Annotated in this window: 5 protein-coding genes; 1 reads left to right on the top strand and 4 read right to left on the bottom strand. The window is 71.4% G+C overall.

From position 1 onward, the window contains the following. Positions 1–1,009 (top strand): MarP family serine protease (locus G6028_RS12540; protein WP_182659066.1); only part of this gene is annotated, 1,009 nt, incomplete at its 5' end. Positions 1,010–1,110: 101 nt separating this feature from the next. Here the strand turns inward: G6028_RS12540 and G6028_RS12535 are convergent. The 4 genes from G6028_RS12535 to G6028_RS17470 all read right to left on the bottom strand — a co-directional run. Continuing rightward, positions 1,111–1,929 (bottom strand): alpha/beta hydrolase, encoded by an 819-nt coding sequence (locus G6028_RS12535; protein ID WP_182659065.1) that lies wholly within the window; start codon positions 1,927–1,929, stop codon positions 1,111–1,113. Between the two features lie 146 nt (positions 1,930–2,075). After that, on the bottom strand, positions 2,076–2,591 hold the full coding sequence (locus tag G6028_RS12530; protein WP_179524416.1) for a phage holin family protein: 516 nt from the start codon (positions 2,589–2,591) through the stop codon (positions 2,076–2,078). Positions 2,592–2,672: 81 nt separating this feature from the next. Then, positions 2,673–4,640, bottom strand: a complete 1,968-nt coding sequence (gene acs, locus G6028_RS12525; RefSeq protein ID WP_182659064.1) for an acetate--CoA ligase — start codon at positions 4,638–4,640, stop codon at positions 2,673–2,675. A 145-nt stretch (positions 4,641–4,785) separates the two neighbouring features. Further along, positions 4,786–4,969 (bottom strand): hypothetical protein (locus G6028_RS17470; protein ID WP_422110537.1); only part of this gene is annotated, 184 nt, incomplete at its 5' end.

Genomic DNA, 4,969 nt, shown 5'->3' with positions numbered 1-4,969 from the left:
GGCGGGTCTGGCCGTGATCGCGGTGATGGTGATCATCGGCCAGATCGCCGGCGTGACCATCGGCCGCGCCGCGAGGCGCTACATCTCCGGGGCGGGGGCCAGGGTCCTCGACAGCACCGTCGGGGCCGTCCTCCAGGCCGCCGCGATGTTGCTGGTGGCGTGGCTGGTGGCCATCCCCGTGGCCGCACAGGAGGGCCCGGGGCTCGGCAAGGCGGTGCGCGGGTCCTCGGTGCTTGCCAAGATCGACGATGTGGCGCCCGAGCAGATGCAGCGCATCCCCGCGGCGTTCACCTCGGTCCTCGGCACCACCGGGTTCCCGGACATCCTCGGCCCGTTCGGCACCACGCCCATGCAGGAGGTGCCCCCGCCGGACCCGGTGCTGGCGGGGTCCGAGGTCGTGGCGGCGGTGCAGCCGTCGGTCCTCAAGATCCTGGGCCGCGCCGAGTCGTGCAGCCGAGCCCTCGAGGGCTCGGGGTTCGTCGCCGCCCCCGGCCTGGTCATGACCAACGCGCACGTGGTGGCCGGCACGGGTTCGGTGAGCGTCGTCGCCAGCGACCAGGAACTCGACGCGGACGTGGTGGTCTACGACCCGGGCGTCGACGTGGCCGTCCTGCGCGTGCCGGGGCTGCAGGCCCCGGTCCTGCCCTTCGCCGACCGCCGGGGCCGCAGTGGCGACGACGCCATCGTCGTGGGCTACCCCGGCAACGGCCCCTACCGCCCGGACGTCGCCCGCATCCGGGAGCGGGTGACCCTCCGCGGGCCCGACATCTACCGCGAGGCCACCGTCGAGCGCGAGGTGTACATCCTGCGGGGGTCGGTGCGCGAGGGCAACTCCGGCGGACCGCTGATCACGCCGCAGGGACAGGTCGTGGGCGTGGTGTTCGGAGCCGCGATGGACGCCGCCGACACGGGGTACGCGCTCACCGTCGAGCAGGTGTTGCCGCAGCTCGAGCGGGCGGTCGACTCACTGGAGCCCGTCTCCACCGGCAGCTGCGTCGGGGCACGCTGAGGGGACGTCCCGCCTGGGGGACGTCCCGCTGAGGTGACGCCCCGCTGAGGTGGCGCCCGTCGCCCGGTTCCCGCCCTGCTCCGGTGTGAGGAGCCGGGCGGTCAGAGCCCGTTGACCCGGCGCGCGAAGTCGACGATCAGTCGGGAGGTCGCACGCGGCTGCTCCATGGCCGGGTAGTGCCCCGCGTCCGCGACCAGCTCGGTGTGGAAGTCCCTGGCCCACGCCGCCGACGCGCTCACCGTCGACGGCCGGATGAACCGGTCCTCCGCGCCGCTGATCCCCAGCACCGGTTGGTCGAGGACGCCGGAGACGGTCCGCCGGAAATCGCGGCCGTCCGGACGGAGCTGACTGCGGACCATCCAGCGGCGGGACTCCAGGGACAGGTGCGCGACCTTGGGGATGAGCATGGACCGCCTGAGCAGCGCGGCGGTCTCCCGGAAGTCGTCGGTGTCCGGCCATGTCGGCCCGGAGCGTGCTCTGAGCATCGCCTCCACCGACGCCGCGCCGTCGGCGGTGAGGCGGCGTTCGGGGAGCCGGGGCGCCTGGTCCGCCAGGAGGCGGGGGACCAGGGCGCGGCGTTGGGCGCGATCGCGGAGTGCGGCGTTGCGGGTGGCCAGGGGGTGGGGAGAGCCCACGACGACGAGGCCCCGCACGGCGCGCGGCCGGCGGTACGCGGCGGTCCAGGCCACGAATCCGCCCTCGCCCTGCCCCACGATCACCGCCGAGGTGTGGCCGAGAGCGCGGATGAGGTGCGTGATGTCGGCGGCCAGCGTCCACCCGTCGTAACCGCGCGGTGGTTTGTCGGAGTCCCCGTGGCCGCGGAGGTCCACCGCGACGGCGTGGAAACCGGCCTCGGCCAGCGCGACGACGGGCGCCCGCATGGTCCACCAGATGCCGCCCAGGCCGTGGACCATCAGCACCAGCGGTGGCAGTTCACCGGGGACGGTGTCGGGCGGGAGAGCCTCGGCGACGTGCAGGCGGATGCCGTTGGCCGAGACGTCACGATGCCGCCACGACCCGTCGATCCTGACGATCGACGGGTCGGGCGGCCGGTGTGCTGGCGTCTTCAGCTGCGCGTGGCGGGCTGGGGCGTCTCGGTGACCCGGACCGTCCCGGGCCGCGGCTCGGCGCCCGTGGGCATGGCCAGCTTGAGGTCGGACACCGAGTCGATGGTGCGCTGGGGCTTACGGATCTTCTTGATCTTGCGGTAACCCAGCAGCCCGCACACCGCCGCCAGCAGCACCAGCACCACGAAGACGATGAGGAACCCGATCCAGTCCCACGACTTGGTACCGAACCACAGCGAGATGAGCTTCGCCCACATGAAGACGAACGGGAAGAAGGACATGAGGAGCAGCACGAGCGCCGCGACGAAGAAGCCCGACCCGGTGGCCGCCTTCTTGACCTGCTCGGTGACCTCGGTCTTCGCGAGCTCGATCTCCGCGCGGACGAGAGTGGACACCTGCGTCGTGGCGTTCTTGACCAGGGTCCCGATGCTGGCGTCGCCCCGACCGATCGAATCCGCGTCGTGCAGAGGGATCGATGCCTCGGTCGGCGAGTGGGTTCCCTGGGCGTGGCTCACGGTTGTTCCTCCATTGTCAGGCGACGGATGCACCGTCGTCCATCGTGCCACGACACGTGGCTGCCTTCACCCGCTACCCGGTCAGCCGCGCGTGCCCTTCTCCCTGATCTGCTCCATGATGGTCGGATCCGACAGCGTCGAGGTGTCCCCGCCGTCGCGGCCCTCGGCCATGTCCTTGAGCAGGCGCCGCATGATCTTCCCGGACCGCGTCTTGGGCAGCTCGGGCACGATCGTGATGTCGCGCGGCTTGGCGATCGGGGAGATCTCCCGCGACACCTCGGCCCGCAGCTCGTCGATGAGCTTCTGCCGGTCCTCCTCGGCGTCGACGTTGCCGCGCAGGATCACGTAGGCGACGATCGCCTGACCGGTGGTCTCGTCGTCGGCGCCGACCACCGCCGCCTCGGCGACCGCGCGGTGACCCACGAGGGCGGACTCGACCTCCGAGGTGGAGATGCGGTGACCGGAGATGTTCATGACGTCGTCGACGCGGCCCAGCACCCACAGCGCTCCGTCGGCGTCCCACTTGGCGCCGTCACCGGCGAAGTAGTACCCCTCCTCGGCGAACCGGGACCAGTAGGTGTCGCGGTAGCGCTCCATGTCGCCCCAGATGCCGCGGAGCATGGACGGCCACGGCTCGGTGAGCACCAGGAAGCCCTGCTCCTCCGCGCCGACCTCCTTGGCGTCGCTGTCCACGATGGCCACGTCGATGCCGGGCAGCGGCCGCATGGCCGAGCCGGGCTTGGTCTCGGTCACGCCCGGCAGCGGGGAGATCATGATCGCGCCGGTCTCGGTCTGCCACCACGTGTCCACGATGGGGGCCTTGCCGCCGCCGAGGTTGTCGCGGTACCAGCGCCACGCCTCCGGGTTGATCGGCTCACCGACGGAGCCGAGCAGGCGGATCGAGGACAGGTCGTGGGCGGCCGGGATCTCGGCGCCCCACTTCATGAAGGTCCGCACGAGGGTCGGCGCCGAGTAGTAGATGGTGACGCCGTACTTTTCGATGATCTGGAAGTGGCGGTGCTCGTCCGGCGAGTTGGGGGTGCCCTCGTAGACGATGCACTCGGCACCGTTCGAGAGCGGGGCGTACACGCCGTACGTGTGGCCGGTGACCCAGCCGACGTCCGCGGTGCACCAGTAGACGTCCTGGCCGGCCTTGTGGTCGAACACGTTGTGGTGGGTGTAGGACGCCTGGGTGAGGTAGCCGCCGGAGGTGTGGACGATGCCCTTGGGTTTGCCCGTGGTCCCGGAGGTGTAGAGCAGGAACAGCGGGTGCTCGGAGTCGAAGGCCTCCGGCGTGTGCTCGGTGGACTGCTGCGGGACCACCTCGTCCCACCAGACGTCCCGGCCCTCCGTCCACTCGACGTCCAGGCCGGTGCGGCGCACGACGAGGACGTTCTGCACGGACTTCGCGTGCCCGTCGACGCCCTCGAGATTCCCGGCCAACGCGTCGTCGACGCCGGCCTTCAGCGGTGCCGGCTTGCCACGACGGAACTGTCCGTCGGCGGTGATCACGAGCTTGGCCTCGGCGTCGTCGATACGGGAGCGCAGGGCGGCGGGCGAGAAGCCGGCGAACACGACGGAGTGGGTCAGGCCGAGGCGTGCGCAGGCCAGCATGGCGATGTAGACCTCGGGCAGCAGCGGCATGTAGATGGCCACCCGGTCGCCGGCGACCAGCCCGAGGGAGCTGAGGTAGTTGGCCGCGCGGCTGACCTCGTCCTTGAGTTCGGCGTAGGTGATGTCCCGCGCGTCGTCCTCGGGCTCGCCGATCCAGTGGATGGCCACCCGGTCGCCGTTGCCGGCCTCGACGTGGCGGTCCACGCAGTTGTGGGCCACGTTGAGCGTGCCGCCCACGAACCACTTGGCGACCGGGGCGTCGGACCAGTCGAGGACCTCGGACCACTCGGTCGACCAGTCCAGGCGCCGTGCCTGCTCGTCCCAGAACGCGAGTCGGTCGGAGGCTGCGACGTCGTAGAGGTCGGCCTGCGCGTTGGCCTGTGCGGTGAAGTCGGGGTCGGGGGCGTAGGTCTGGGTGTGGTCGTGATCGGTCATCAGCGGCTCTCTCTCGGGATATGTGTTCACGGCGGCCGGAGTCGACACGGCGGAAACGACCGGACCGGTTTCTGTGAGCGTAGTCACATACCTGGTGCCGTGTTTCGCAACACACCCGATAGGGGGACGCGGGGGGGAGGCGGGGTCAGGACCTCGGCTCGCGGCCTGCGGATTCGCCGGTCTCCCCGCCCTCCGCAGGGGTGGCGCCGGCACTCTTCGGGGTCTCGGCCCTCGCGTTGTCGGGGCCGGCGCCCACCGCGGTGGCGGGTGACGTCGTCGTCGCAGTCTTCCCCGCGCCCTCCGGCGCCTCGCCCGGCGACGTCCCGACG

This window comes from Dietzia cercidiphylli (assembly GCF_014145145.1).
Lineage (GTDB): Bacteria > Actinomycetota > Actinomycetes > Mycobacteriales > Mycobacteriaceae > Dietzia > Dietzia natronolimnaea.
The sequence above is the reverse complement of the archived record's forward strand: the minus strand, read 5'-3'. Positions and strand labels throughout refer to the sequence as shown.

Bases quoted from the DNA above. Each gene is read 5' to 3' on its own strand.
- acs (WP_182659064.1), bottom strand. From the start codon at position 4,640: ATGACCGATCACGACCACACCCAGACCTACGCCCCCGACCCCGACTTC.